The sequence below is a fragment of the uncultured Tissierella sp. genome (assembly GCF_902479755.1).
In the GTDB taxonomy this organism is placed as follows: Bacteria; Bacillota; Clostridia; order Tissierellales; family Tissierellaceae; genus Tissierella; species Tissierella carlieri.
This window is the reverse complement of sequence record NZ_CABSQO010000011.1, coordinates 63985-87593: the sequence shown is the minus strand read 5'-3', so window position 1 is coordinate 87593 and position 23609 is coordinate 63985. Positions and strand designations below refer to the sequence as shown.

Annotated in this window: 25 protein-coding genes; 6 read left to right on the top strand and 19 right to left on the bottom strand. The window is 30.4% G+C overall.

All coding sequences use genetic code 11. The features are described 5' to 3' along the window. The first annotated feature begins 8 nt into the window (after positions 1 to 8). Together RDK80_RS08055 and RDK80_RS08050 are read left to right on the top strand one after the other, a co-directional pair. On the top strand, positions 9 to 689 hold the full coding sequence (locus tag RDK80_RS08055) for an MBL fold metallo-hydrolase (protein ID WP_094902934.1): 681 nt from the start codon (positions 9 to 11) through the stop codon (positions 687 to 689). Between the two features lie 113 nt (positions 690 to 802). After that, positions 803 to 2701, top strand: coding sequence for a peptidoglycan-binding protein (locus tag RDK80_RS08050; RefSeq protein ID WP_201259940.1), 1899 nt, complete (start codon positions 803 to 805; stop codon positions 2699 to 2701). Positions 2702 to 2721: 20 nt separating this feature from the next. Here RDK80_RS08050 and RDK80_RS08045 read toward each other — a convergent pair whose 3' ends face one another. From RDK80_RS08045 to RDK80_RS08010, 8 genes are all read right to left on the bottom strand, one after another. After that, positions 2722 to 3393, bottom strand: a complete 672-nt coding sequence (locus RDK80_RS08045) for a YitT family protein (RefSeq protein WP_094902932.1) — start codon at positions 3391 to 3393, stop codon at positions 2722 to 2724. Further along, entirely contained in the window at positions 3390 to 4139 is a 750-nt protein-coding gene (locus tag RDK80_RS08040; RefSeq protein ID WP_094902930.1) for an exodeoxyribonuclease III, read from the bottom strand. Before RDK80_RS08040 ends, RDK80_RS08045 begins: the two co-directional genes overlap by 4 nt. Positions 4140 to 4165: 26 nt before the next feature. After that, a complete protein-coding gene (locus tag RDK80_RS08035) occupies positions 4166 to 5035 on the bottom strand; it encodes an ATP-binding protein (RefSeq protein ID WP_094902928.1) in 870 nt (289 codons plus the stop codon). Between the two features lie 49 nt (positions 5036 to 5084). Further along, positions 5085 to 6029: a DMT family transporter gene (locus tag RDK80_RS08030; RefSeq protein WP_201259939.1), complete on the bottom strand. Its 945-nt coding sequence runs from the start codon at positions 6027 to 6029 to the stop codon at positions 5085 to 5087. A 134-nt stretch (positions 6030 to 6163) separates the two neighbouring features. Next, entirely contained in the window at positions 6164 to 7324 is a 1161-nt protein-coding gene (locus RDK80_RS08025) for a glycoside hydrolase family 18 protein (RefSeq protein WP_308523985.1), read from the bottom strand. A 128-nt stretch (positions 7325 to 7452) separates the two neighbouring features. Beyond that, complete coding sequence (eis, locus tag RDK80_RS08020) at positions 7453 to 8709, bottom strand: GNAT family N-acetyltransferase (protein WP_308523975.1); 1257 nt, start codon at positions 8707 to 8709, stop codon at positions 7453 to 7455. A 23-nt stretch (positions 8710 to 8732) separates the two neighbouring features. After that, positions 8733 to 9473, bottom strand: coding sequence for a GNAT family N-acetyltransferase (locus RDK80_RS08015; protein WP_308523974.1), 741 nt, complete (start codon positions 9471 to 9473; stop codon positions 8733 to 8735). 112 nt (positions 9474 to 9585) lie between these two features. Beyond that, on the bottom strand, positions 9586 to 10194 hold the full coding sequence (locus tag RDK80_RS08010) for a TetR/AcrR family transcriptional regulator (protein WP_308523973.1): 609 nt from the start codon (positions 10192 to 10194) through the stop codon (positions 9586 to 9588). Positions 10195 to 10437: 243 nt separating this feature from the next. On the opposite strand from RDK80_RS08010, the gene ychF reads away from it, so the two are divergent. Then, positions 10438 to 11535 (top strand): redox-regulated ATPase YchF, encoded by a 1098-nt coding sequence (gene ychF / locus RDK80_RS08005; protein ID WP_308523972.1) that lies wholly within the window; start codon positions 10438 to 10440, stop codon positions 11533 to 11535. 295 nt (positions 11536 to 11830) lie between these two features. After that, the gene (locus RDK80_RS08000) at positions 11831 to 12367 is read left to right on the top strand and encodes a GNAT family N-acetyltransferase (protein WP_308523971.1); all 537 of its coding nucleotides are present in this window, start codon (positions 11831 to 11833) and stop codon (positions 12365 to 12367) included. A gap of 88 nt (positions 12368 to 12455) precedes the next feature. Here RDK80_RS08000 and RDK80_RS07995 read toward each other — a convergent pair whose 3' ends face one another. From RDK80_RS07995 to RDK80_RS07980, 4 genes are all read right to left on the bottom strand, one after another. After that, a complete protein-coding gene (locus RDK80_RS07995; RefSeq protein WP_308523970.1) occupies positions 12456 to 14213 on the bottom strand; it encodes a serine hydrolase in 1758 nt (585 codons plus the stop codon). A gap of 171 nt (positions 14214 to 14384) precedes the next feature. Next, positions 14385 to 15173, bottom strand: coding sequence for a family 1 encapsulin nanocompartment shell protein (locus RDK80_RS07990; protein ID WP_308523969.1), 789 nt, complete (start codon positions 15171 to 15173; stop codon positions 14385 to 14387). Positions 15174 to 15185: 12 nt separating this feature from the next. Next, on the bottom strand, positions 15186 to 15527 hold the full coding sequence (locus tag RDK80_RS07985; protein ID WP_308523968.1) for a ferritin-like domain-containing protein: 342 nt from the start codon (positions 15525 to 15527) through the stop codon (positions 15186 to 15188). Between the two features lie 157 nt (positions 15528 to 15684). Then, positions 15685 to 15942 (bottom strand): YkuS family protein, encoded by a 258-nt coding sequence (locus RDK80_RS07980; RefSeq protein WP_094902912.1) that lies wholly within the window; start codon positions 15940 to 15942, stop codon positions 15685 to 15687. A 158-nt stretch (positions 15943 to 16100) separates the two neighbouring features. Between RDK80_RS07980 and RDK80_RS07975 the strand changes: the two genes are divergently transcribed. Beyond that, the gene (locus RDK80_RS07975) at positions 16101 to 16553 is read left to right on the top strand and encodes a hypothetical protein (RefSeq protein ID WP_308523967.1); all 453 of its coding nucleotides are present in this window, start codon (positions 16101 to 16103) and stop codon (positions 16551 to 16553) included. 26 nt (positions 16554 to 16579) lie between these two features. Here the strand turns inward: RDK80_RS07975 and RDK80_RS07970 are convergent, their stop codons facing one another. The 3 genes from RDK80_RS07970 to RDK80_RS07960 all read right to left on the bottom strand — a co-directional run bounded on the left by RDK80_RS07970 (position 16580) and on the right by RDK80_RS07960 (position 20312). Continuing rightward, positions 16580 to 17959 (bottom strand): MATE family efflux transporter, encoded by a 1380-nt coding sequence (locus RDK80_RS07970; protein WP_308523966.1) that lies wholly within the window; start codon positions 17957 to 17959, stop codon positions 16580 to 16582. Positions 17960 to 18277: 318 nt separating this feature from the next. Next, positions 18278 to 18922 (bottom strand): response regulator transcription factor, encoded by a 645-nt coding sequence (locus RDK80_RS07965; protein WP_308523965.1) that lies wholly within the window; start codon positions 18920 to 18922, stop codon positions 18278 to 18280. Beyond that, positions 18915 to 20312 (bottom strand): sensor histidine kinase, encoded by a 1398-nt coding sequence (locus RDK80_RS07960; RefSeq protein ID WP_094902906.1) that lies wholly within the window; start codon positions 20310 to 20312, stop codon positions 18915 to 18917. The genes RDK80_RS07965 and RDK80_RS07960 overlap by 8 nt, the downstream gene beginning before the upstream one ends. A 199-nt stretch (positions 20313 to 20511) precedes the next feature. On the opposite strand from RDK80_RS07960, the gene RDK80_RS07955 reads away from it, so the two are divergent. After that, positions 20512 to 21294, top strand: a complete 783-nt coding sequence (locus RDK80_RS07955; protein WP_094902904.1) for a formate/nitrite transporter family protein — start codon at positions 20512 to 20514, stop codon at positions 21292 to 21294. 55 nt (positions 21295 to 21349) lie between these two features. Here the strand turns inward: RDK80_RS07955 and tlp are convergent, their stop codons facing one another. From tlp to RDK80_RS07935, 4 genes are all read right to left on the bottom strand, one after another. Further along, positions 21350 to 21583 (bottom strand): small acid-soluble spore protein Tlp, encoded by a 234-nt coding sequence (gene tlp / locus RDK80_RS07950; RefSeq protein ID WP_094902902.1) that lies wholly within the window; start codon positions 21581 to 21583, stop codon positions 21350 to 21352. 56 nt (positions 21584 to 21639) lie between these two features. Continuing rightward, entirely contained in the window at positions 21640 to 21846 is a 207-nt protein-coding gene (locus RDK80_RS07945; RefSeq protein ID WP_308523964.1) for an alpha/beta-type small acid-soluble spore protein, read from the bottom strand. Positions 21847 to 22422: 576 nt separating this feature from the next. Continuing rightward, complete coding sequence (locus RDK80_RS07940; RefSeq protein ID WP_094902900.1) at positions 22423 to 22794, bottom strand: YbaN family protein; 372 nt, start codon at positions 22792 to 22794, stop codon at positions 22423 to 22425. Between the two features lie 139 nt (positions 22795 to 22933). After that, a complete protein-coding gene (locus tag RDK80_RS07935) occupies positions 22934 to 23608 on the bottom strand; it encodes an NAD(P)H-dependent oxidoreductase (protein ID WP_094902898.1) in 675 nt (224 codons plus the stop codon). Position 23609 lies beyond the last annotated feature (1 nt).

Here is a 23609-nt window from a genome sequence, read left to right as displayed (position 1 = left end):
GTGATAATATGGATAAATTAAATATAACTGTTGAGCACATATTCCATAGTGGTTTTACTGTGGAAACAAAAAATTTTTATTTAGTATTTGATTATTATAAAGGAGACATTTCTCTAAAAGATAAAAAGACTATAGTCTTCGCAACTCATTCTCATATAGACCATTTTAACCCTGCTATATTTAAATGGAGAAATACAAATAAAAATATAAATTATGTTCTAAGCTCAGATATAGATATTGAAGATGAAAAAATTCATAGTATGAGACCCTATGAGGAGCTAGAATTAGATGATATTAAAATAAAGACTTTTGGCTCTACAGATATGGGGGTGTCCTTCCTGGTCAATGTAGATAATATAAATATATTTCATGCAGGTGACTTAAACTGGTGGTATTGGGAAGATGATACTGAAGAGGAGAAACTAAGTATGGAAAGGTCTTTCAAAGAAGAGATATCTAAGATTAAAGATTTCCATATTGACTTAGCCTTTTTCCCTGTAGACCCTAGATTAGAAACTGCCTTTGATTTAGGAGGAGAATATTTCATTAAAGAAGTAAATCCAAATTATTTTATACCAATGCATTTTGGGGATAAGTTTAGCACAACAACAGATTTTATCCACAAAATTAAGGGAAATATGTGCACAATAATAGAATTAAATAGAAAAAATCAAATAATATCACTTTAATGTAATTCTTTTGTTTGTGAAATGTCATATAACTATTGCCAGGTATTATGAAAAAATATATACTATAATGGTATGGACAGCCATATTGTCCAAAATATGACGGAGGTGTTTTTATGAACAAAAGATTAATCGCATCAGTGAGTTGCGCAGCTTTGCTTTTATCTTCTACAAGCTTAGTTTCCCACGCAGACTCAGCGACAAAATTAGTTGCAGTTGACGCTGTAGCGGCGGCTACTACATCAGCACCAGCGCCAGCAAAACCAGCTACACCAGCAGAAAAGCCAACAACACCAGCAAAAACAACTACAGTTACAACACAAGCTACTGCTACATCATCAACGATAACTCGTTTATTAGCATTAGGCTCTGTAGGTGGAGATGTTACGCTACTACAAACTTTACTTAACAGCAATGGGTATGTACTTAAAACAGACGGAATATTTGGAGAAAGAACTTTAGTAGCAGTTAAAGACTATCAAGGTAAAAATAGTCTTAGAGTTGACGGAATCGTTGGTCCAAAGACTCTTGCAAAATTAACTCCAGTAGTAGCTGAAGTAGTTAAACCAGCTGAACCTGCTACACCAGTAGTACCAGCTGAGACAGAAAAACCAACTGAAACGACTGAACCTAAATCAGAAAAAACAGAGACAGTAACTAAGCCTGTTGAAGAAGAAGCTGAAGAAAAAGTAGATGCTGTAACATCAGCTTCTATAGTAGATAATGCAGCCGATTTTGAAAAGGCAATATCTAAGGATGGAAAATGGATTATTTGTACTTTAAATGACCTTACTTTTGACAAAGAACTTGTTCTAGAAGGTGAATTTAAAAATGGCAAGAAAAATGCAGATGGTACAGATGCTATTCAACGTAAGATAGCTCCTTATACTCAAGATGATAACAAAGTTGTACTTGAAAGATTTACTATAACAGCTCCAAAATTAACTATCAAGAGTCCTAATGCCAGAATCCAAGGCGGAACTTTCAAAGGTGATATATATGTTGAGGTACCAAACTTTAGAATAGTAGATGCTACAGTTGAAGGTAATATATATTTCTTAAATAATGAAGCTAAGGAAACTTTCAATATCGATGAAAAGAGTACTATAAAAGGAAAAAGAGAATTAATTAATGTTGATGCAACTTCTACTGCTTCAATAGTAAGAGATGAAGCTGATTTTGAAAAAGCAATATCTAAAGATGGTTCATGGATTGCCGCTTTATTAAAGGATTTAACTTTCAATAAAGACCTTACTATGGAGGGTGAGTTTAAAAATAACGACACAGCAGACCGTAAAATCGGTCTTTATAGCCAAAAGACTTTAGAAGATAAAACTAAGGTTTTTACTCATAATTTTACATTAACAGCACCAAGATTATTTATTAAAAGTCCAATGCCTAGAATGCTTAACGGCACATTCAACGGGAACCTTTATGTTTCCTCAGATAACTTTAAGTTAGAAAATACTAAGGTAAATGGAAGTATTTATTTCACTACAGAAAGTGCAAAGTCTACTTTCAATAATGCAAATAGTGAAATTACTGGAGAACAAGAATTAGTAGAGGTAGATGCCATTGCATCAGCTTCTGTGGTAACTGATGAAGCTAATTTTGAAAAAGCAATATCCAAACATGGAAAATGGATTATTTGTCTTGAATCTGATATCACTACTGATAAAGAGCTTGCTTTAGAAGGTGAATTTAGAAATGGTAAATTTGCTACTGATGGTACACATGCTTTTGATCGTAAAATAGCTCTTTACACTCAAGATGATAAGAAAAATGTAACTGGTGAATTTACTTTAACAACACCAAAATTAATTATCAAAACTCCTAAAGCTAGAATACAAAACGGAACTATCAAAGGTGACCTTTATATTTCAGCACCTGGAGTTAGATTAATAAATACAAAGGTTGAAGGTAATGTATACTTCACTACTCAAGAAGCTAAAGATACATTTAGCCCAGAAGGAACTTACTCAATTTCAGGAGTACAAGAATTAAAAACTAATTAATATAATAAAGAGGATAAAGTCTAGGCTTTATCCTCTTTAACACTTATTAATCTTTCCTTTATAAACCTTATATCATCAGATATATATCTATGCTCTACCTGAGATACATCAAAATTAACAGTTTTGAAAGCAAATTGGAAAAAATATCCTCCAGCTATAGACATTATAGCAGTTCCTATACCAACTGAACCACCTAATAAATACCCTACTACTGTAGCTAAAATTTCCACAGAATTTTTCACAAATCTTACAGACCTCTTTGTCTTCTTAGTCAGTGCAACCATAAGTCCATCCCTAGGTCCCGCTCCAAAACCTGCTCCAATATAAATATAGCATCCATATCCTAGAACTAACATCCCCAAAAGCATCATCAGTAAACTTGGAAAAAAAGAATTAAAAATAGGGATTAATTTATTGAACATTAGAAAGTCAACGAAAATACCAATAACTATCATATTAAATATAGTTCCCCAGCCTATATTTTGTCCTAAGAATATATCTATTATAGTTATTATAAGTCCAGCAATTATGCTTGCTCTTCCTATAGGTAGATTAAATATATTTCCTAATCCCTGATGAAATACATCCCATGGAGAAACCCCTATATTAGCATTAATAGTCATGACCATCCCTACGGCACATACAAAATATCCTATAAAAAGTCTAATAATTCTTAGAATTATTTTTTTCATATAATTAATTCCACTGGACAATGATCAGAACCCATTACATCTGAATGTATAGCTGCTGACTTCACATTGTCTAAAAGAGTCTCTGATACTATAAAATAGTCAATTCTCCAGCCCACATTTCTATCTCTTGCTTGTCTCATATAAGACCACCAAGTATAAGCATCTTCTTTATCTGGATAGAAATGTCTAAAGGTATCAACAAACCCTGATTTTATTAATGCTGTCATCTTTTCTCTTTCTTCATCAGTAAATCCTGCATTTTTTCTATTGGTACTAGGATTTTTTAAATCTATTTCCTTGTGAGCAACATTTAAATCACCACATAAGATTACAGGCTTTTTATCTTCTAATTTTTTGAGATAAGATTTAAACTCATCTTCCCATTTCATTCTATAATCTAATCTTGCTAATTCTCTTTGAGAATTGGGAGTATAGACATTTACTAAGTAGAATTCATCATACTCTAAAGTAATAACTCTACCTTCATTGTCATGCTCTTCTATGTCTATACCGTAGGATACAGACATTGGCTCAACCTTTGTAAATACTGCTGTTCCTGAATATCCTTTTTTCTCTGCATAATTCCAATATTGATGATATCCCTCTAGTTCCAAATCAATTTGTCCCTCTTGTAGTTTAGTCTCCTGTATACAAAATATATCTGCATTAACTTCATTGAAAAAATCTAAGAATCCTTTTCCCACACAAGCACGAAGCCCGTTTACATTCCAAGAAATCAATTTCATCTCAAATTCCCCCTTGTCAACTCTTTTTAATATTCATCTAAAAATGAATGCTTTTCTCCATCTTCTTGCCATCCTAATATTCCGTCCATATTGACATTTTCAGCTGCTCTAAAAATATTAATATCAACATTTACGAAATCTTTCCTTAATATTTCAAGTAAATCCTTTATCTCATATCTTTTATTACCAATTTTTTTAGCTGCAACCATACAAGCACAATTTAAAGGCCAGATTCCTGCATTTTGAATAAACCTTTGAATATAAATTTCTTCTATTAGGTATAAAGGTCTTATTAATTCAAGACCCTCAAAATTTTGAGCCTTTAATTTAGGTAACATAGTCTTAAAATTACCAGCACATAATAGATTTAACATTGTAGTTTCTATAACATCATTGAAATGATGGCCTAAGGCAAGCTTATTACAGCCTAACTCCTTTGCCTTACCATATAGTGAGCCTCTTCTCATCCTTGCACACATATAGCAAGGATAATCCTTAGCTATTTTATCTGCAACTGCAAATATATCCGCATCATATATATGGACTGGTATATTTAAATATTTACAATTATCCTCTAGAAGCTCTCTTATTTCTGAATGATACCCTGGGTCCATGGCTATAAACTCTAATTCAAAATTTTTATTTCCATTCCTATATAATTCTTGAAAAAGTTTCGCCATAAGAAGGCTATCCTTTCCTCCTGATATGGCCACTGCTATTTTATCTCCATCTTGTATAAGATTATATTCTTTTATTGCTTTAATAAATTTAGCCCATATATGCTTTCTATAAGTCTTTATAATACTTCTCTCTATATCAGCTAATGGTCTTCTTTCATTAAAAGGGACTAGTATTTCACATCCTGATCCTTTTATGCCATTATCTTTTTCATCCATTATTATCACTCCATCTAATTCTATTGATTATTATAGTTTATACCAAAAGTTATTCTTCTAATAATTCAGTGTGGATTAAAACCTCATAATTATCTCTTTCTCCAAAATATACAGTTCCCCATACTCCTATAAGGATCATAAGAGCTCCAACAAAATCATACCAGAAAAAATCTTCTTTTAATATAAATACCCCAGCCAAAATTGATACTATAGTACAAAGATTAGCAAAAACTGCGGATTGGGATACTGGAATTTTTGATATAGTATAATTAACCATAAAGAATGCAATTATTGATGATAAAATACCTAAATACAATAGAGGAATTATGGCCTGATTATAAGCTAGAGGTGCAAAATAGCTTCCCATTGTACCTTTTATTAAATTAGTAGCAATCAATATTATATTAAATGAAATAGCTCCTACCCACATCATTACATAAGTTATTTCAATAGGAGTAAAATTTGCTGATGATTTTTTTGATCCAATGTTATAAAAAGAAGATGCAATTATGGCTAAAAATAAAAATATAATTCCTAGAAAATTTCCAGACAAACTTAAGCTATTCTTCATCATATTGATAAAAACAACTCCACCTACAGATAAAACTATAAATCCTAGTTGGGATGATTTAAGTTTCTCGTGTAAGAATATCATACTAAAAATAGCTACAAATACAGGTATCAATGATATCATAAGACCTGCCTCTGATGAAGAAGTCATGCTTATTCCCATGGATTCAAAGAAAAAATATAATACAGGCTCACAAAAAGATGTTAATAAAACCATTTTTATATTCTTTCCTTTTAAATCTACCTTAATAATTTTAAATACCTTTAGTGTAGTCATAGTTAATGCTGCTAATAAAAATCTAAAGGCAATAAGTTCTATTGGTGTCATAACCTCTAATCCTATCTTAGAAAACATAAAAGAAAATCCAAATATAGTAGAATATATAATTGCGGAGATTATAGGCAGATATTTTTTATTCTTCAAAAATAACATCCTCTCTTTTTAAAATAATAGATATAAACTTATTTACTTCCAATAATATATCATATTTTCATATTTAACTGCAAGCATAGGAAAACCTAGGTCTTATTCTAGACCTAGGTTTTATAATCAATTTTTTATTGTAAACTTTTATATAGCTTGTCCAACAAAATGCTATTTGGATCTTGCTTTAGTTCCCAAATCATGGCTCCACCTAAGCCATTTAACTTAATATATTCTGCTTTATGACCTATGGACTCCTCATCTTCATAGGATATAAAAGTTGTACCATTATAAAGCCATGGCACCATATATTCTGAATGATAGTATCTTATAAAGCCTTGCTTATTTAAATATTTGGAAACAATATCAGCATAGCTAAGGGATAAGCCACCATTAAAAGTCTGATACAAACCATTATTCCATACATTCACCATATTATATTGCTTTCCAAAGAAAGGAATTCCCATAACAATTTTTTCTTTAGGAAATCCAGCATTTATCCAAGATTTGACTGCCGTATCTACACTGGATTTAACGTAATTAGGGGAATTACCTCCATATAAAGGAGCATTGAAATCCGTATATTTATCCCATGTTCCATGCATATCGTAAGTCATAATATTTGCAAAATCTAAGTACCTATGGATATTCCACAGCTCAACATTATCAATACCCATAGAACCTGCTCCCCCTGCAATAGTTAATAAATAATGTTTACCATCTTTTTTGCACTGTATATCTAGTTTTTCTCGTATGGCTTTAAGTAAAAGGGTAAAATTTTGTTTATCTTCTTTCCTATATTTATTGGTTGGAGGTCCTCCGCTCACTGGAAACTCCCAATCTATATCTATTCCATCAAATCCATATTTCTTTATGAAGTCTACACAGCTATTTGCAAAAATAGTTCTAGACTTGTCCGTTAAAGCTGCATCAGAAAACTTATCAGACCATGACCATCCTCCAACGGATATCAATATTTTGAGATTTGGATTAATTTTTTTAAGTTCATTTAACTTTTTTATATTAGAAGGATCTATATATGAATCCCCTAAAGTTATCTTCAACTCTTCATTTACATTTGCAAAAGCATAATTGATATGAGTCAATTTAGTTGCATCGATTTTATCTGGAGTAAAATTTGAATAAGCTGACCAAGATGTATAATAACCTACATTCTTCAGTTGTTCCTTTGAAACTATATTGGCCATAGCCTTAGGGGTTGTAGATAGCAAAGTAAATGCCAAGAAACAGGTAAGAATTGAAAATACCAGCTTTTTTTTATATATAGAATTCATATTCACGAAATCCTCTCCTCATTACAAAATAACCTATGTGGATATATTATAGAATTTCATTTATTATGTCAACCAACAGAAAATGGCAATTTTAATGAAAAAGAGCTGATAGAATCAGCTCCTTTTCATTAAAACATAGTCATGCAAATTGGTTTTTCATCCGATGCAAATATATTATTTACTTTTTTCAAGTAAGACTCATCTGAAATCAATGCTCTTCCATATTTATATAAGCTTTTAAAATTAACTGTACAAGTAATTAAGGAAGAAAAATCTGCTATATCCAAATTTATTTCAACATCATATTCTTTATTATCTACAATGGTAGGAAATCCATTATTGAAATCCACTATTATACTGCCATCATTATCTGGTATAAAGTTATCTCTTATAGTAATCTTCAATTTGCACCTCTCATTATTAAAATTATGATTCCTTAGTTCATTTATAATTCCCTTTAAATCAATTACTCTATACATTATTCCCGTTCCCTGCATGCTAGATTCATGATATACTGGTGTTAAAATATTGCTAGAATCATTTCTAGGATCTTCTAATATAAATCTAAAGTTTTCATCCTGTATATTAAAAATAACATTATTTATTTGATCACTTTGACTATTTAAAAAAGTCATTAATTCCATAAGTGATTCCTGATCTTCAAATAACAATTGATTCACTATAATATCATTTACAAAAATATTTTTATCATGACTTGGTTTAAATTCGAATACCATGTATCCCTTAATCTCATTGTTCTTCTTATATCCTACTACTTTCATCTTTTGATTGTTAAATAGTAATTGGAATTCCCTTTCATATTTTTCTATAAGTCCATTAGTTTTTTCATAGATTCTAGTATAACAATCCAATAATTTTTTGGCGTCATTCCCTCTAATATGCTTTATATTTGATTTAGACTTACCCTTAGGAAGATTAGAAGGCTTTACTCTATATTGACTTATACTGGTTCCAAACCCAAAACCCATCTTCTTATAAAATTCGGGATTAAATGGATAAAGGATTGCCATAGATATTCCTTGGCTCCTATAATCCTCTATAAATTTAGTCATTATTGCTTTAGCTACCTTTTCCTTTTTATGCAATAAATCTACTCCTATTAAGCCTACTCCTCCGACTTTAATCTTTGTTGACAGCAGATTCATTTTAAAATCATGATATCTCATACCACCAAGAAGGTTATCCTCTTCAAATACTCCATAAAATGTAACGAAAGGATTTTCTTCCTGTACTTTCATGGAATTCTCAACAAATTTTTTCTTCTGTTCCTCTGTCTCTATATTAAATCCCGGATAAGCATTCCCTACTATATCTGCAAAAGCAATAAACTCTCCTTCACTTGATAATTTTCTAATTGCCTTCATCCATATACCCCGCTTTCATTTTATTAAATAGTTAAATACATTTCATATTGTGATATACTATCTTTTTTGAAATTCATATGTTTTATAAAACCTTCTATACTAGCATTATTAGGGAAACTTATACTCACACTATTTAGATTTAGATCATTAGTTGCTTTTAGAATAAGACTTCTTCCTATTCCTTTTTGGCGATACTGTGGATTAACCCAAATGAAAAAAACTTTTCCATTTTTACTTATACTCATAGCTCCTATTAATTTGTTTTCCTCATAAACTCCATAATAATTCAATCCTTCAAGTTTTTTCATATAGTCAAAATCATTTTGCCAATTAATATGAATATCCTTTATCTCTTCTGATAAGTTCAAAATAGTATCGAAGGTTACTTCCTCTATATCTATAGCTTCATCTGCTTCTCCCTGTAGTTTATCAATATCTTTAATAGAATAATATTTTATATCATAGACTTTTTCATAACCCAATTTACTATAAAATTTGATAGCTCTATCATTCCCTACTATAACTTCTAAAAACAGCTGTTTACATTTATTGTCTACTGCAGCCCGCCTATGCAGCTGAAATAGATTTTTACTAACTTCTTTTCCACGGTAGTCAGGATGAACACAAAGGGCTCCGCAGCGAATAGTTCTGATTCCTTCATAATCTTTAACACCTCCTAAAATTAATCCTATTGGATTTCCTTCATCTAATGCTATAAATGAATGTTCTAATTGATTTCCTTCTGGTCCAAAGAAACGCTTCATAAAATCCTCCTTAGAGATCTCAAGTTTTATTATATAATCTGAAAAACCGATTCTAAAGGCATTGTACACTTTTTCAAATTCAATATTACTACAATAGTCGTATATGATCATCTTAATCTCCTTTTTCGATTTTTTTCAATATCATATCTATATAATTTTTAACTATATCATGAGTCATACTAATCCCCATTACAGAATTCACAAATCCGATACCATCCATTGAGGATAAAATAATATAGACCATAGATTCTATATCTATATCTTCTTTAAATTCCCCATTATTAATTCCTTGCTGTAGAATCTCTGCTAAAATAGTGTAAAACATCTTATACCTTTCTTTAGCTTTGTCTGCCATATTTGGATTTCTAGAAAGTACAGACCAAAATTCAAAAGTAAAGCGAGACATCTTTTGAATATTTTCATCAAAAAAACCTGCTAAAGTCCAATTTATATAACTAATAATTTTCTCTTTACTTGATTTCACATCCTGATTATTATCCATAAGATTCTTTCTCTGTCTTAATCGTTCTTCTGCAATCTCTAAAAATATGTCTTCCTTACTTTTAAAATAATAATATATCCCCCCTTTACTTATACCTGATGCTCTGACAATATCATCTACAGATGTTTCAGAATAACCTTTTTCTGCAAACAGATCAAATGCATGTTTAATTATCTTTTCCTTTTTAGTTTCTACCCCTTCGTTGCTTGTTTTTGACATATTACCTCCCACAAACCGACTAGTCGGTTTTTTAATTTTATTATATGTTAAATAATTGTAAGATGCAATATTATATCTAAATTTTATATATAAAAAATAGTCCACAAATTTCTTAACAGTCATCTACCATAATGTTGTCATTGCACTTATAGCTTATATACTGTATAATTTCTTTTTGTGTGGTATTTTTTTAATTTAGTTAAAGTTTAATGTAATATTTTTATCATAGAAAGGACATAGAAAATGAAACTTGGAATTGTAGGCCTACCAAATGTAGGGAAAAGTACACTTTTTAATGCAATAACTCAAGCTGGTGCGGAATCTGCTAACTATCCTTTTTGCACTATAGAGCCAAATGTAGGTGTAGTTGCAGTACCAGATGAGAGACTAGAAAAACTAGCAGAAATCTACTCATCAAAGAGAATTCTTCCAACTGCTATTGAATTTTATGATATAGCTGGACTTGTAAAGGGAGCAAGTAATGGAGAAGGTCTTGGAAATAAGTTTTTATCTCATATTCGTGAGGTAGAGGCTATAGTGCATGTAGTTAGATGTTTTGAAAACGTGGATGTAGTCCATGTAGAAGGAAACATTGATCCCCTAAGAGATATCGAAACTATAAATCTAGAGCTAATGTTCTCTGACATGGAGCAATTGGAAAGAAGGTTGGAAAGATCCAAAAAAGCAGCTAAAGGAGATAAGAGTCTTTCTACAGAAATCGAACTCATTCAAAGAACAATTAAAGCCTTAGAAGAAGGAAAATCCGTGAGAACATTGGACTTATCACCTGAAGAAAATGAAATCGTGAAATCTTTTAATCTTCTAAGTTCAAAGCCTGTTATCTATGCAGCAAATGTTTCAGAGAATGACTTAGCTGATGGTGGAAGCTCAAATCCTTATGTAGCTAAAGTAAAAGAATTTGCTTCTACAGAAAATGCAGAAGTAGTCGTAGTAAGTGCACAGATAGAGGCAGAAATTTCATTACTAGATGACGAAGAAAAAGTAGAATTCTTGAAAGACTTAGGTGTTGATAAATCTGGTCTTGATAAATTGATACAAGCATCTTATAGCTTACTAGGACTTATGAGTTTCTTAACAGCAGGACCTATGGAAACAAGAGCTTGGACCATAAAGAAAGGTACATTGGCTCCTCAAGCGGCTGGCAAAATTCACTCAGATATGGAAAGAGGATTTATCAGAGCAGAGGTAATATCATTTGATGATATTATGGCTCATGGGGGTAATTTAGCTTCTGCTAGAGAAAAAGGACTTGTGAGAATTGAAGGAAAAGATTATATAATGAAAGATGGAGATGTAGTATTATTTAGATTTAATGTATAGATAACAAATAATTAAGCATATTCTATAGTAATAGATTAATTCACTATATGGAAAACATATAGTGGATTAATTATATATAAGCTTAAATATAATTGATAACTTTATCGCTATAGGTTTTACTTCTCTGTTATAATAAAAAATATAAGGAAAATTCTGTTTATTATTTAAAAAAGAAGGTGAACCTTATGAGATATATTAGACTCCCTTGTTAATATCCTTTATTACAAAGGTTACGAGCACCTCCTCTTAAGATTTATAGTTTCAAGTTTTTTCTATAATATTTGGAGGTGTTATTTTGAAAATTATAAATATGAATGAAATTAAAGAGGATTTAATTCTTCAGGCTGCACAAATTCTTACTGATAGTCTCCCCATCGGATGGCCAACCCTTGATGATGCAATTGATGAGATTAAAGAAAGATTGATCCCTGAAAACGTTTTACTTGCTGCTGTAGAGGATAATGAGATTATAGGCTGGGGTGGAATACTTCCCCAATACAATGGTAATGTTTTTGAACTTCATCCATTGGCGGTTAAAGAAAATATGCGAAGGAATGGTGTTGGAGCTGCAATTGTTAAAGCTTTAGAAGATGCAGCACGCAGTCGTGGAGGAATAACAATGCAACTAGGTGCAGATGACGAAGTTAATGATGGAGAAACTTCCTTTGCCAATGTTGACCTATACGACAATTTACCTATGCGTATTGAAAACTTTAATCCTGGCACTCACCAAACTGGCTTCTATATGAAAGTCGGCTATAAAATCATTGGGGTTGTACCTGATGCTAACGGCATAGGAAAACCAGACATCTGGATGGGAAAGCGCTTATAATAATAAAATGACTAACTAACATCAATTTAAAACCCACCTTTGAAATATCAGAGGTGGGTTTTAGAAATTTATTTATATTTATTTATATTTATTTCATCTTAATTCCAGTTAGATTCTGTCCATTTTGATCTAATATTAGACTAGTTACTTTTCCGTCCTCACCTTTTACAAAGGTAATCTTGGCTTTTACTATTTTATAAAAATAGCTTTCCTCTGATTCAGGGAATATTTCATATTTATCTTGTCCTGTAACCATAGCATATATCTTTGCTTCTTCTGCTGTAATGGTTATAGTAAATCCCGGGAATATTACATATTCTCCTACATAGTTATCATATAAAGTCTTATCCTTTATTTCTATTTCTTTAATAGGTTCTGGTGTAGTATATCCCTTACCTAGCGTAATAGAAGCTAATGTATATGCCAAACTCATGGTATCATAACCACTTTTATTTGTCAGTACAATAACTGTCAAGTCTTCATCTATATATCTTGCTATATTAGCTGAAAATCCAAGGGTTCCCCCAGTATGAAAAATTTCTTTTCCAAGTTCCGTATCTCTGATAAGCCATCCATATCCATAATCTCCCATACCTTGCATATCTATATATCCTTTAAATATCCTATCTAGACCTTCTTTTTTTACAAGTTGTTCTGTATCTAATGCCCTATCCCATCTATATAAGTCTTCAACTGTGGAATACATATTTCCTGCACCATAAGCTTGACTCAATAAAATTTCATCATCTACAGGAATCAAATCCAGATGTCCTGAATATGCAGTGGCATGATGAATTTCTTTATTTTTTCCGTAACATATTCCAGTATCCTTCATATTCAATGGTCTAAATATATTTTCATGTAAATACTCTTCAAATGTCACTCCGCTTACCTTTTCTATTATCTCACTTAATAATGCATATCCTGTATTGCAGTATTTAAATTGAGTCCCTGGCTCAAACTCTAATGACTTATCCTTAATAAGGTTAAGCACATCCTCTACCTTAGGATCTTCTGACTCCAAAACATAAAATTCTGGCAACTCTGTGTAGTTGACTAATCCAGATGTATGGGTCAATAAATTATGTATTGTTATCCCATCCCCATTTGGAAAATCTGGTAAGTATTTCGATATTTTATCTTCTATATTTAACATTTGCTTTTCATCAAGCTGCATAATTGCCATAGCTGTAAACTGCTTTGTAACAGAACCAATTGCAAATCTTGTCTGAGTCTTATTTTTAATATTTTGATCTATATCTGCAAATCCATAGCCTTTATCTAAAATTATATTTCCTTTCTTAGCTATAAGTATGCTTCCATTAAAGTTTTCATATTTATGCAATAGTTCCATATAATTATTTAATTCATTATTGACTCCAACATAGGATTGAAAATAATCTTCATTATTCTTTTTTATCTGATTTATTCTTAAACTCTGTGTTTTTGCATCCCATCCCACAACTAAATCCAATGCATCGCTCAAAAATGATAGTGGAACAAAAGTTTTACCGTCTACGGCTATTATATTCGTCTTCAAATCAATCTCTTTTTGATTAAGTACAATAATAGATTTTCCTATATTGAGCTGAATATTACTGTTTCCATTAGAAAGAGTGATGTTTTGATTACCATTCCAAGTTATAGAATGTCCCAACTTCTCAGCAATGTCACGTAATGGATACATAAGCTTTCCATCTTGATTTAAAAAGGCATTGTTCTCTAATTCAATTACTTCTTCATTTAATATTATTCGGATTTTAGAACTCTTTTCACTTAATGCATTAAATGGTATACCTAAAATTAAGATAAATGATAATATTAAAGATATTAGCCGTCTTGACATATATATTCTCCCCCTCAATTAATATAATTAATTATATTTTATACTAATTTTATGCTATAAGAAAGGTATTCTTCATTTAATTAAAATATCGTAATAAAAAAATAAGTATTGAAAAAAAGAATCTGTCTCAAAATAATTATTTTGAGACAGATTCTTTTATATTGGAAAACCTTATTTCAATGTATATTTAACTATTATAGATGGGTCTAACACTCTAAAAGTAAAAGACTCTGTAGCAAATAATCTTACCATTTCACTAGTGTGAGTTTGATATCCTATTGTAAAGTCTCTACCAATAGTAAGTTCTAGGTCATCATGATTATATGGTAATAAATATGCACCATCTACTACATGGCTAAATACAATTTTGCCACCAATTAATTTTTCGATTCTCTCATCTAATGGATATGCTGTTTCTTTAGCTATAATTCTTTTATATGCTTCTTCATTTACAACTAAAGTAAAAGGTCTTTCTACATAGGATTTTTTTAGTTCAATTAACCCCTTAGTTATTGCTTCCATTATAGCTGTAGGATCTTTTCCAAATGGTATTTCCTGCAATTCAACTGAATCATTTATTCCATTTATTGAAGCACTTTTTAACCCATTATATATTGCATTTTCTTCAAATAATGCAATGCTTTTCATTGCTTTCTCCAGTGGTTCATAGTTAATATCTTTAGCTCCTCGTGCGATATTATCTAATTCCCATCTATGCATTTCAAATTCTACTCTTACCTCTGTTAAGGGTAAAACCTCATAATTGCCGTAATAAACACCTTCCGAGTCTTGAATATTAGTTAATCTACCTTCTGTAATTACGTTGTAATCAAGGCCCTTTGGCCCATTTACCTTCACCACTTTTCTAGCAGACAAGTAGGATTTTAGAACTTCTTTTGCCCTTTTATCTATTTCATTCCAAGCTTCATTAGATATAGGTGCTAATTCTCTATATAACATATATTATCCCTCCTATTTTAAATCTCCGATATTTAGATTTGATTCATCCTCAAACACTGATTTAATTTGCTCCTCTAAATGTGATATAGGTCCTTCTGTAAATAAGTAGGCTCTAAGCTCTTCATCCCATTTATCCATGTTCCTTCTTAACCATTCTAAAAGCATACAAGCATGTTCTATCTCTTCATCTCTGTTATGTGCCATTATAGCCTTCAGTTCCGTGTCCCTTGAAGCATCAACTCTTTGATTGTACCAATCAACAGCCTCTATCTCTTCCTTCAGACTATTTATAGCCCTTGATATGTTTAAAGTTTTTTCGTCTAACTTCCCGACTGGTTCATGATATTCGCTCATATTTAATACCTCCCGTTATTTTTTTTATCATTTTTAAATTACCCTATTAAAGTGTTGCTAAACAATTATAATATGTATGATTATAATTTAGAACCTCCTAACAAATAGCCTGTATAGCATAAATATTAAATACTATACAGGCTGATTTATAAAAAATCTAACGGAGTTGTTGTTCAAGTCTATCTTTTACTTCTTGTGGAGTTAATCCTTTAGCATTTATTACCGGTGCTTTAGTTTCTGTGTCGCTAATCCCTAGCATATCCGTATTGTATCCTGCTGTTACAATAGCATCAAGGCCACTTAATTTTGATATATTGTTATCTATTGATTCACTTAGTGCTTCTACAGAATAACCTTCCTTAATTAGGTAACCTGCTATATTATTTAATCCTTTTTCCACACCAATTTTTTTCATATTTATCACCTCTAGAGTATTTTGCACAAATTAATAATATAATATACTCTGTATATTAATAACTCTCTTTTGGTTATTGTTGAAAATTATAACTATAATAATAAAATAAATTTGTGGAAAAGTATATATATACTATAATTCATACTGGAGGAATAAAAATGACAGTAAAAGGTTATTTTGGAGAAATAAGTGCCGCAAATGATGCTGTTAAAGAACTTAAAAATGCAGGTTTTAGTGGTGCTTTTGTAGATATTAACGATCATTATATTGGAAATAGAAATATTAAAACAAATAATCCAGGAACAAGTACAGCACCTAGCCTCTCTCAATTAGTTTTAAACTCTGGTTCGACTGGCTTAAATGAAGGAAATTCTCCCTTAGCTGCTGCTAGCCCTATGGTTAGCGGAATGGGTTCTTTTGAAGAAGTTGCAAGTATAAATTACGTTGTTAGTGTAGATGCAAATAGTGAGGATTCTCAGAAGGCTAGAGATATTCTTAAGAGTAATGGCGGATATTTAGGTGATCCAAATGTTAGTAGAGAAAAAGCTATATCTACTGCTGAGGTTGATTTAGAAAAGGCTATCTCCACACTAGATGACAATCTATATTAAAAAATACTCCCAAAGGAGTATTTTTCTTATGCAGCTATATTTATACTATTTAATTCTTCCACAACATTTCTTATCCATTTTTTAGAGCGAAGTCGTTTAGCCTCGAAAAATATTTTTACAACCTCCTCCAAGGATATTATAAAAAATACTTTTTCCAACGGTAATTTAAAATATGTTGCTGCAATAAATCCTGCTGGAATAGCAAAACACCAAATTGTTCCAAGTTGTACTAACATGGAATATGTCGTATCTCCCCCTCCTCTAAATATTCCTACTATCATAAGGACATTGAAAAACCTAAGTGGTGCAAAAAAGGCCATGATTTTAAGTACTGTAATTGTAATATCTAATGTATCCTTATTAATCTTAAATAATCCTACAACTGCAGGAGATGCAATCCATAATGATATTCCTGTTATTAATCCTACAATTGGAGCAAATATACCTAACTTTATTGCATAATTAATTGCTATTTTTTCTTCACCAGCTCCAATTTTATTTCCTATCATAATAGCCGCTGCATTAGCAAGACCTATAGAGAAAACCATAAACAAATTATTGATAGTACTTGCTATCTGCATACTAGCTACCTCACGAATACCTATTTTAGCATATATTATTGAATATACAGACAGTCCTATGGACCATACTAACTCGTTAACTATTACCGATGAAGATGTTTTAAAATACATCTTAACAAATTCATGGTCAAATCTTATAATATTTTTTAGTTTCCTAGGAATAACTGAGTTAGACTTATAGGCACAGACAATTATAAATATCATCTCTGCAAATCTAGCTATACTAGTAGCTATGGCTGCCCCTGCTACTCCCATTGCAGAAAATCCAAAATGTCCAAATATAAAAACCCAGTTCAGAAAAGCATTTGTTAATACACCTATTAGACTTCCAAACATTGGTAGTCTTGCAATACCAATACATCTTAATGTTGTAGAATAGGCTTGAGTAATACTAGTAAGTACAAAGGTTACTGAAATAATTCTAATATACTGAACTCCTAAATTTATAACTTCAGTATCCTTAGTAAATATTTTTATTATTTCTCTAGGGAATAAAGATGCTGGAATAAAAAATAAAAATGAAACTATAAGACTCAAAATCATATCTAATCCTAACATCTTCCTTATATTTGAAATATCCTTTTTACCCCAAAATTGGGACATAAATATACCTGCTCCTGCATTAATTCCTGTTAAACATAACATGAATATAAAAAAATATTGATTAACTAAACCTACAGCTGCAATGGAACTTTCTCCAAGTCTTCCTATCATTAAATTATCAACCATATTTAGAGATGAACTAATTAAGTTCTGTAAAGTTATAGGTATAACTAATGTAAGAATTGCAAGGAAGAACCTCTTGTCTTTTAATGTCTTTTTCATTTACGTCATCCTCCTATTTTTTAACACAAAAAAGCAAATGGGTATTGGAAGCCGCCCATCTGCCTTTATATTTATTATATATTTGATTAAATTTACATAATAAATTATACAGAAAGATTATATAACAGTCAATATCTTTCTAAATACTTATAAAGCTTAAAAGCCAGTCTACGTTAATAGTAAACTGACTTCTTCATCTTTTGTGCTTAAATTGTTCTTTATCTTTTGTGTAAGTGTAAAAACTTCATATTAATAATTTACCATGTAAAAAAAGGATTTCATATTCTGAATTTTGTCCCTAAGCTAGGTACATTTGTCCTATCTTAAGTTCCTTTTTCTAATCCAATAACTAGCTGCCTCTGTTCTATTTGAAACATTTATCTTTTTAAAAATATTACTAATATAATTTCGAACAGTTTTATCTGAAATTGACAATGATTCTGCTATCTCCTTATTGGTTTTACCTAAACTAAGAGCTTGTAATATTTTCGTTTCTCTCGGACTGAACTCCGAACTTTCTTCTATTTTCTGATTGTCTAGCTTTATACTATTAAAAACTCCCTCTGTAACAGAAGGGTCCAGCACTGAATCCCCATTATATACAGACAATATAGTTTTTATTAACTCTTCTGATTCAATATTTTTTAATAAATATCCATCAGCCCCCGCCCTAATGGTTTCCATAACTATATGCTCCTCTGCATAAGCTGTTAAAATAATAATTTTGATATTTGGAAATAAATTCTTGATACTAATACAACCATTTACTCCGTCACCATCAGGAAGCTTAAAATCTAATAGGATAACATCTGGATTAGTATTAATAGCCATCATAATAGCCTCTTTTAATGTTGCTGCCTCTCCACATACCTCTAAACCATCATTTAATTGCAACAATAGTCTTAATCCGTCTCTAACCACACTATGATCATCTACTAATAAGACCTTTATCTTATCATTCATGTCTTGTATCCCCCCAAGGTATCATAATCTCCACTTTTGTACCATTCCCTATTTTATCAATATTAAGTGTTCCTCCAATTCTCTTAGCCCTTTCTTCCATGGAACTAATCCCAAAATGTTTTTCAACATTCATACCCTTCATAGAAATTCCTAAACCGTTATCTATTACTTTAATATATAGAAAATCATACTTACTCTCTAATAAAACTTCTGCATAAATAGCCTTAGAATGCTTAATTACATTGCTAATAGCCTCCTGAACTATATAATAAATTTGCGTAGATTTCTCTGGAGATAAATGCCCATAGTTTGTTTGAGATGTATTACTTTTGAACTCTATTGGGATATCCTGATTTTCATTGAACTTCCTTACTAATTGTTGAAGACTATAGTTTAAATCCTCCATTTCTATAATTTCCAATGTACTTGATGACAAAAATTCACGAGTCTTATCTATTGTATTATTTAAGTCAATTTTTATTTCCTTCAACATAGGCTCTATACTATCTTCCGATTTATTTTTTATCAAATATTCTACCTTTAGTCCTGCTGCATATAGGCTTTGTATTATACTGTCATGTATCTCTAGTCCCAGCTTTCTTCTTTCTTCAGAGGCTATTCTACGTTCTTCCAATCTATTTATCTTTTCTTTCTGTTCCCAACCAAATGTATCTATTACCTTAATTAATAGAAAATTAATAGTTATTCCAACAGATGCTTTAAATATTTGAATGGGAAATTGAAAAATTTCTAGAAATAAATTATCATTAATAATATTAGCAGGGAAAAAATCCATCTTTTTTACAATAAGTCCATCTAAAAAGCCATAGATTAAAAATATACATGCTAATCCTTTATATCTTTTAGCCATACTATTAGATTTTCTTTTCTCTATGATTTTACCATTTAAGTACAAGGCAATAGCCGATACTGCACCGCCCGAAAGTGCCATTATATATCTTAGTACTATAATGTTATATTTTGGATTTAACATAAGATAATCTTGTCCATAATAAACAGATAATAAAATAAAACCCGTCAGCCACACTAAAAACAATATAATAGGAACTTTAAGAATAATCTTTCGATATCTATGTTTTAATGGTAATAAACTAATTCCAAAAATCATCAAATAGGCAAATGAAACTGCTTTTAAAAAATATTTTATAATAAATAAAAAAGTATGTAGATGGGAATAAATATCTAGGATTTCAATCATTGTAATCCATTCTGTTATACCATGACTAATGCCAAAGTATCCTAAATATTTCAATGATTTTACCAGTGGTAAATCAGTCACTTCTGCATCTTTTCCTTGAATGGAAAATATCCCCATATTGATAAATGCAAATCCATAAATTAGATATAAGAGAAAATAATCTCTAGCCATATAAAACTCTCCCAAATGTATTTTGTTAATAAATTTGCTTCTATTATAACATAGTACTTAATTATAATCATATTCTTGAAAACTAATCTATTTTTTTATTATAATCCTTAATTTTCATTACTGTATTATTTTTTAATATATAGAGAAAATATTAATACAGAATAATTTATATCACAAAATATGAAGGTAGGTAATGCACATGGAGAAGAAATTTCTTGCACCCTCTGAAGTAGCAAAATCAATCATTGCCTCAGCAGAAACAAAAGCAAGTTTATCAGTAACTAGGCTACTAATCCTTGGAATAATGGCTGGAGCCTATATTGGTTTTGGAGCCTTTGGTGATATTGTAATCATGCAAACCTTAGGTAATATAGATGTTGGACTAATGAAATTCGCAGGTGGTTTAGTTTTTCCTGTCGGTCTAATGCTTGTAGTTTTTTCAGGTTCCGAGCTTTTCACTGGAAATAATTTAATGACTATGGCTATAATGGATAAAAAAATATCTGTATATGGATTATTGAGAAATTGGTTCTTAGTATATTTGGGAAACTTCATAGGCTCTTTAACTCTGGCTTACCTTATACACAAATCATACCTGGTAAGTCAAAGTGTGCTAGATGTTACACTTAATATAGGTAGTTCTAAAATGTCTTTAAGTTTTCAAACCGCACTTATACGAGGAGTACTGTGTAATATATTAGTCTGCCTTGCAGTATGGATGGCTGCAGCAGCACAAGATATAATTTCAAGGATATTTGTTATATGGTTTCCCATAATGTTGTTTGTTTTATCTGGATATGAACATAGTGTGGCTAATATGTTTTTTTTACCATTAGCAAAGTACTCGGGACTTAATACTACTTGGTCTAATATATGGTTTTCAAACTTAATTCCAGTGACATTGGGCAATATTTTAGGCGGTGGAGTAATAATACCTATTGCCAATTACATCACCTATATACTTCCGGAGAAAAATAAGTAATAGAAAAAAACATGGGTATCATTCTACCCATGCCTTATTTTACATTCAATTTCATTTACTTGTAATTATTTTCTCTTGCTATTGCCTCATCTTTAATTTCTTCTTTCATTCCCTTTAGAGATTCTTCTCTCCTTTTATTTTTCTCCATTAATGCTTCTTTAGTCTTTTCATCATCTGTTTTTGCAATCACTTCTTCTGCAAGATTGTAATTTTTAATTGTATTGTCAATATTAAATTGTATCTTCTCAACATTATCTCTTCTATCATCTGGTTTTGGTTTATTATTCATAATCTGCACCTCCTTATTTTTAATAATTTTTTCATCTAAAGATGACCACAATCTTATTATTTATCTATAAGCTGTTTTTGTCCCATTTCAACTAATTTCTTAGTCATCATTCCACCTACTGTACCAGCAGTAAATATATTCTCTATGGGATCTAAATTTGAAAGATTATTTGATAAGCCCATTTCATTGGCTATCTCCATTTTCATTTCTTCTAAAGCTCTTACAGCATTAGAATTCAATGGTCTTTTTGCCAAAATTCTCACCTCTATATCAAAGTTTTATTCTTTATTATTTTGTATGTTTTAACGATTTTAAATACTAGGTAATTTAATGAAAGTATAAGATAAATATTTACTGACTTTATTATAATTCACATATTTCAAAGTTCATCTTTATATTATTTATAATAATTTAATCAAATAAGGAGAGAAGCATATGTCATATGATTTGAGTAAAAGTACTGAAAAATTCAAAACATTTTTGGAATAAGTTGGGTCAAATTTAAATGCAATTGAATTTTGTGCTTCAACTAGAACTGCTCAAGAGGCGGCAGATGCAGTAGGACATAATGTATCTCAAATAGATAAATCTTTAATTTTTAAAGGATAAACATTTCAAAACCTATATTAATAGTTGCAAGTGGTATAAATTTAGGGCAAATGAAAAAACAATAAAAACAATAGACAATTATATTGGGGAAAAATTAGAAAAGACAGATACTGGCACATCTCATGCTGTATTTAAACTGATTCTGCAAATTTTATTAGAAATAATACAGGAAAATATAATTTATATCAAATAACTTAGAGCTACAAAATATTAAATGTTTTGTGAATCAATTATTCTTTCTTAGTCTTTATCTCAAAGATAAAATAATAATACTTGAAAATTGCTATCAATATTATAAACAATTTAATAAATACCTTTCCTACAATTATTAATGGAAATAATAACATTAAATCAGAGATCAACATTATTGTTATTTTTCTCTTTAATGTCATTGACCTATCTCTAATAAAATCTTCTGCATAATCTTTGTATAATTTTGTGCTTTTAAGCCATAAGTCAAATTTCTCAGATCCCTTTACAAAAAACATAGATGCTAATATCAAAAATGGTGTTGTTGGTAATACAGGTATAATGACTCCTATCATTCCAATTACCATAGAAATAATTCCTAATGTGATGAATATTAGATTATATAACTTCATTGGACTTTTTCTCCTTTATGGATCTGTAATTATAGAATAATTATACCTTATATATAGAAACAAAGATATCTTAAGCTGTCTATCATATTAAAACAATATTAAAAATCCCCTTATAAGAAGATTTTTAGGTGAATTATATTTATTTTATATAAGGCTTTATATATAAGCTTTTATGAGCATTAAACTTCCTAGCCTGAATCTTCCATCCTCTATTAGCAATTAATGTATATAACCAACTAGGTATTATTTCTTTTGATACTAAATTTATTGCCTCTAAAGGGATACTTTCATTCTTAGCTATTTTATCTATAGTTATATCTAAAGATTTTACTATATTTCTAGTCATGCCGCCTAAGTTTTTAATTGGCATGCCATTTATTGCAGGACTGCATCCTATTGCAAGACCACCAAGCCATTGAAATCCAGCATTATCTGCAAATATTTTACATATTTTAAGAGCTGTATTACTATGAAATGATTCTGGAAAACCATTATTTACAATAGAAATAAACCTTTGGCTTTTAGAATTTGACATTCCTTTTCTATTTTGTCCTATAAGCTCAAAAGCTTTAATCAAAGGAGATGGTAAACTGTCCACGTATAAAGGGGCAGAAACTATAACTATATCAGCATCATTTACCTTGGCAAATAGACCTTCTACATCATCTTTTAGAATAGAAATTATATGAAGTTTCTCAGAAATATATCCTTTTTTATTCAGCCCTTCAAGTAAATAATTTCCTAGGGATTCGGAGGTACTGTTTTTCTTTTTAGGACTTCCAATTAATAACAATGCCTTTTTCTCATTTAACATA

Excerpts from the sequence above, each read along its gene's own strand:
- RDK80_RS08055 (WP_094902934.1), top strand. The coding sequence starts at position 9 with ATGGATAAATTAAATATAACTGTTGAGCACATATTCCATAGTGGTTTT.
- RDK80_RS08050 (WP_201259940.1), top strand. The coding sequence starts at position 803 with ATGAACAAAAGATTAATCGCATCAGTGAGTTGCGCAGCTTTGCTTTTA.
- RDK80_RS08045 (WP_094902932.1), bottom strand. The coding sequence starts at position 3,393 with ATGAAAAAAATAATTCTAAGAATTATTAGACTTTTTATAGGATATTTT.
- RDK80_RS08040 (WP_094902930.1), bottom strand. The coding sequence starts at position 4,139 with ATGAAATTGATTTCTTGGAATGTAAACGGGCTTCGTGCTTGTGTGGGA.
- RDK80_RS08035 (WP_094902928.1), bottom strand. The coding sequence starts at position 5,035 with ATGGATGAAAAAGATAATGGCATAAAAGGATCAGGATGTGAAATACTA.
- RDK80_RS08025 (WP_308523985.1), bottom strand. The coding sequence starts at position 7,324 with ATGAATTCTATATATAAAAAAAAGCTGGTATTTTCAATTCTTACCTGT.
- eis (WP_308523975.1), bottom strand. The coding sequence starts at position 8,709 with ATGAAGGCAATTAGAAAATTATCAAGTGAAGGAGAGTTTATTGCTTTT.
- RDK80_RS08015 (WP_308523974.1), bottom strand. The coding sequence starts at position 9,473 with ATGAAGCGTTTCTTTGGACCAGAAGGAAATCAATTAGAACATTCATTT.
- RDK80_RS08010 (WP_308523973.1), bottom strand. The coding sequence starts at position 10,194 with ATGTCAAAAACAAGCAACGAAGGGGTAGAAACTAAAAAGGAAAAGATA.
- ychF (WP_308523972.1), top strand. The coding sequence starts at position 10,438 with ATGAAACTTGGAATTGTAGGCCTACCAAATGTAGGGAAAAGTACACTT.
- RDK80_RS07995 (WP_308523970.1), bottom strand. The coding sequence starts at position 14,213 with ATGTCAAGACGGCTAATATCTTTAATATTATCATTTATCTTAATTTTA.
- RDK80_RS07990 (WP_308523969.1), bottom strand. The coding sequence starts at position 15,173 with ATGTTATATAGAGAATTAGCACCTATATCTAATGAAGCTTGGAATGAA.
- RDK80_RS07985 (WP_308523968.1), bottom strand. The coding sequence starts at position 15,527 with ATGAGCGAATATCATGAACCAGTCGGGAAGTTAGACGAAAAAACTTTA.
- RDK80_RS07980 (WP_094902912.1), bottom strand. The coding sequence starts at position 15,942 with ATGAAAAAAATTGGTGTGGAAAAAGGATTAAATAATATAGCAGGTTAC.
- RDK80_RS07975 (WP_308523967.1), top strand. The coding sequence starts at position 16,101 with ATGACAGTAAAAGGTTATTTTGGAGAAATAAGTGCCGCAAATGATGCT.
- RDK80_RS07970 (WP_308523966.1), bottom strand. The coding sequence starts at position 17,959 with ATGAAAAAGACATTAAAAGACAAGAGGTTCTTCCTTGCAATTCTTACA.
- RDK80_RS07965 (WP_308523965.1), bottom strand. The coding sequence starts at position 18,922 with ATGAATGATAAGATAAAGGTCTTATTAGTAGATGATCATAGTGTGGTT.
- RDK80_RS07960 (WP_094902906.1), bottom strand. The coding sequence starts at position 20,312 with ATGGCTAGAGATTATTTTCTCTTATATCTAATTTATGGATTTGCATTT.
- RDK80_RS07955 (WP_094902904.1), top strand. The coding sequence starts at position 20,512 with ATGGAGAAGAAATTTCTTGCACCCTCTGAAGTAGCAAAATCAATCATT.
- tlp (WP_094902902.1), bottom strand. The coding sequence starts at position 21,583 with ATGAATAATAAACCAAAACCAGATGATAGAAGAGATAATGTTGAGAAG.
- RDK80_RS07940 (WP_094902900.1), bottom strand. The coding sequence starts at position 22,794 with ATGAAGTTATATAATCTAATATTCATCACATTAGGAATTATTTCTATG.
- RDK80_RS07935 (WP_094902898.1), bottom strand. The coding sequence starts at position 23,608 with ATGTTAAATGAGAAAAAGGCATTGTTATTAATTGGAAGTCCTAAAAAG.